The following is a 3807-nucleotide window of genomic DNA, read 5'->3' on the forward strand; positions in this document are numbered from 1 at the left end:
GTGAAGGTGGGCGCCGTACCCCTGCTCGGCCGGGCCGTGGACGAGCCGTCGGCCTACGAGTCTCTCGACGGAGTGCTCAACGAGGCGGTCCCCCGGGAGCTGTAGGGTGACGCCTTGCCCACCGCAGCCAGCGGACGGGCCGGCCCCGGGCACCGGGCAGATCAGAGGAGCTCTCGTGGCGAATCCGCCCCCCTCGACCATCGACCACGTCGTCTCCCTCGCCAAGCGGCGCGGGTTCGTCTTCCCCTCCGGCGAGATCTACGGCGGCACCCGTTCTGCCTGGGACTACGGCCCGCTGGGCGTCGAGCTCAAGGAGAACATCAAGCGGCAGTGGTGGCGCTCGACCGTGCAGCTGCGCGACGACGTCGTCGGTCTCGACTCCAGCGTGATCCTGCCGCGCCAGACCTGGGAGGCCTCCGGCCACGTCGCGACCTTCAGCGACCCGCTCACCGAGTGTCAGTCCTGCCACAAGCGCTACCGCGCCGACCACCTGCAGGAGGGGTACGCCGAGAAGAAGGGGATCGCCGACCCCGACGACGTCGACATGACCCTGGTGGCCTGCCCCAACTGCGGCACGCGCGGCGCCTGGACCGAGCCGCGCCAGTTCTCCGGCCTGCTCAAGACCTTCCTCGGCGTGGTCGAGGACGACTCGGCGGTGCACTACCTGCGCCCCGAGACCGCGCAGGGCATCTTCCTCAACTTCGCCAACGTCGTGACCAGCTCACGCCGCAAGCCGCCCTTCGGCATCGCCCAGATCGGCAAGAGCTTCCGCAACGAGATCACGCCCGGCAACTTCATCTTCCGCACCCGCGAGTTCGAGCAGATGGAGATGGAGTACTTCGTCGAGCCCGGCACCGACGAGCAGTGGCACGACTACTGGATCGGCGAGCGGCACCGCTGGTACACCGACCTCGGCATCCGGCCGGACAACCTGCGGCTGTTCGAGCACCCGAAGGAGAAGCTCTCCCACTACTCGAAGCGCACCGTCGACATCGAGTACCGGTTCGGCTTCATCGGCAGCGAGTGGGGCGAGCTCGAGGGCATCGCGAACCGCACCGACTTCGACCTCACGACCCACTCGAAGGCGTCGGGCACCGACCTCAGCTTCTTCGATCAGGCCAAGGGTGAGCGCTGGACCCCGTACGTCATCGAGCCGGCGGCGGGCGTGACGAGGTCGCTGATGGCGTTCCTCGTCGACGCGTTCACGGAGGACGAGGCGCCGAACACGAAGGGCGGCGTCGACAAGCGCACCGTGCTGCGGCTCGACCCGCGCCTCGCGCCAGTGAAGGCCGCGGTGCTGCCGCTCAGCCGCAACGAGCAGCTCTCGCCGCTCGCCAAGGAGGTCGCGTCCGATCTGCGGCAGAACTGGAACGTCGAGTTCGACGACGCGGGCGCCATCGGACGTCGCTACCGCCGCCAGGATGAGATCGGCACACCCTTCTGCATCACGATCGACTTCGACTCGCTCGAGGACCGGGCGGTCACGGTGCGGCAGCGCGACTCCATGCAGCAGGAGCGGGTCGGTCTCGACCGGCTGATGGGCTACCTGCAGGCGTCGCTCGTCGGCGCCTGAGCCGGAACGCGATGACGCCGGAGCCGATCAGCGCGGCGGCGCCGCCGCTGCCGGGGCCGGCGGTCATCCGCCAGCGGTGGCGGAACGCGATCTTCCTGCACTGGCGCGTCGACCCGGCCCTCGTCGCGCCGCTGCTGCCGCCGGGGACGGTCCCGGACGAGTTCGACGGAGGCACGTGGGTGGGCCTCATCCCGTTCCGGCTCGAGGCGTCGCAGTTCTTCGCCGCGCCTCCCGTGCCCTGGCTCGGCACCTTCCTCGAGACGAACGTGCGACTGTACGCGGTCGACGCCGAGGGGCGGCGGGGGGTGGTGTTCCGCACGCTCGAGGCGCAGCACCTGCTGCCGGTGCTCACGGCGCAGGTCGCCCTCGGCCTCCCGTACCGATGGGCGTGGATGCGGTCCCGCCGGATGGGGGACGAGCTCGCCTACGCGTCGGAGCGGCTCACGGGACCGACGCGGCCGCGAACCCGCATCCGGGCGCGCATCGGCAGCGATGCCGTGACCGACGATCCGCTCGCCGACTTCCTCACCGCTCGCTGGGCGATGCACGTCGCTCGTGGCGGCCGGACGACGTATTGGCGCAACACGCACGAGCCGTGGCCCCTTGTCGCGGCGGAGCTGCTGGAGCTGCAGGACGAGCTCGTCGCCGACGCTGGGTTCCCGGGCCTCGCGGATCGCGCCCCGGACTCCGTGCTCTTCTCGCCGGGCGTCACCACCGGCTTCAGCGCGCCGTGAGCGATCCGGTCTGGGACCTGCTCGTCATCGGAGCGGGCCCTGCGGGTGCGACGGCCGCTCGGCTCGCCGCGGCGGGTGGCGCTCGGGTGCTCCTCGTCGATGCGGCCCGGTTCCCGCGCTACAAGACCTGCGGTGGCGGCCTCCTCGGCACCTCCCTCCGGATGCTGCCGCCGGAGGCGCTCGCCGTGGTCGAGCGGCGGGTGGATCACGTGACCTTCGCGTTCCGCGGCGGCCCTGCGCGAGGGGTGCGGTCGTCCCAGCCGTTCCTCGCCATGGTCGACCGCGAGCGGTTCGACCAGGCGCTCGTGGACGCGGCGGTCGCGGCCGGCGCCGAGTTCCGGGACCACCTTCGTGTCCGTGCGCTCGAGCAGCACGCGGATGCGGCCGTCGTCCGCACGGACGCGGGGGAGCTGCGCGCCTCCGTCGTCGTCGGCGCGGACGGCGCCTCCGGTATCACCGCACGCCATGTCGGGGTGCGGATCGCGCGGGCGGATCTCGGGCTGGAGGTCGAGCTCGAGGACCGCGGCGATGAGTGGGCCCGACGCATCCACCTCGACTGGGGCCGGGACGCCGGTACCTACGGCTGGGTCTTCCCGAAGGACGGCCACCTCACCGTCGGCGTGATCGAGCGGAAGGGCCGTGGCGAGCAGACCCGCGCCTACCTGGACCGCTTCATCGCCGGGCTCGGCCTGGAGGACCGATCCGTGCTCCGCAGCTCTGGGCATCTCACCCGTTGGCGGGAGCCGGGGTCGCCGGTGCGCCGCGATCGGGTGCTGGTCGTCGGGGACGCGGCCGGTCTGCTCGAGCCGTGGAGCCGCGAGGGGATCTCGTACGCGCTCCGATCTGGCGCGCTTGCCGGCGAGGCGGTGCTTCGCGGGCTCGCCAGCGGGATCGCCGCGCTGTCGTCGTACGAGGACGCGATCGCCCGGGAGCTCGAGCCCGAGCAGCGTGCGGGCGCGACGATGCTGCGCGTGTTCGAGCGTTGGCCGGTGCTGATCCATCTGGCGCTGTCGCGAGTCGGGCTGGGGGCTACCGGGTTCGTCCGCATCTGCCGCGGCTCCCTCGACCTGCCTCGGGTGCTGTCGCACCGCAGCGTGGGGATCGCTGCGCGGGTGCTCGGCGGTAGGGAGTAGCGGAGCGGAAGACCGCGCGGCGCGTGGATCGTTCGCCGATCAACCGGGTGGTGCGGTACTTCGAGTCGCGCGGATGCGGTGCTGCTGCATCCGATGTCGTTTCAGCGGCGACCCGCGCCATCGTTTCGGGACGAGGTGTGGGACGTGTTCGTGGATCCGGATCTCCCACTCGTCGCTCGAGTGGATGAGGTGGTGGTGGAACGAGCACAGCAGGATCCCGTTCTCGATATCCGAGCGTCCGTCGCGTTTCCACCAGGCGATGTGATGCGCCTCTGTCCACGCGACCGGGGCCCGGCAGCCGGGGAACGCGCACCCGCCATCCCGCGCGGCGAGCGCTCGCCGTTGGGCCCTGGAGAAGCGGCGCTTC

Annotated in this window: 4 protein-coding genes; 3 read left to right on the plus strand and 1 reads right to left on the minus strand. The window is 71.5% G+C overall.

Annotated elements, in window-relative coordinates:
* Positions 1–175 precede the first annotated feature (175 nt).
* The 3 genes from VIG76_RS07110 to VIG76_RS07120 are packed head-to-tail and all read left to right on the plus strand — an operon-like array spanning position 176 to position 3440.
* On the plus strand, positions 176–1573 hold the full coding sequence (locus VIG76_RS07110) for a glycine--tRNA ligase (RefSeq protein ID WP_331952551.1): 1398 nt from the start codon (positions 176–178) through the stop codon (positions 1571–1573).
* A gap of 11 nt (positions 1574–1584) precedes the next feature.
* Positions 1585–2307: a YqjF family protein gene (locus VIG76_RS07115; protein ID WP_331952553.1), complete on the plus strand. Its 723-nt coding sequence runs from the start codon at positions 1585–1587 to the stop codon at positions 2305–2307.
* A complete protein-coding gene (locus VIG76_RS07120; protein WP_331952555.1) occupies positions 2304–3440 on the plus strand; it encodes a geranylgeranyl reductase family protein in 1137 nt (378 codons plus the stop codon). The genes VIG76_RS07115 and VIG76_RS07120 overlap by 4 nt, the downstream gene beginning before the upstream one ends.
* Positions 3441–3479: 39 nt before the next feature.
* Here VIG76_RS07120 and VIG76_RS07125 read toward each other — a convergent pair.
* On the minus strand, positions 3480–3807 hold a 328-nt coding region (locus tag VIG76_RS07125), incomplete at its 5' end, for an HNH endonuclease signature motif containing protein (protein ID WP_331952557.1).

It is taken from the genome of Amnibacterium sp. (assembly GCF_036559085.1).
GTDB lineage: Bacteria > Actinomycetota > Actinomycetes > Actinomycetales > Microbacteriaceae > Amnibacterium.

Coding starts and splice junctions, on each gene's coding strand:
- VIG76_RS07115 (WP_331952553.1), top strand. CDS start 1,585: ATGACGCCGGAGCCGATCAGCGCGGCGGCGCCGCCGCTGCCGGGGCCG.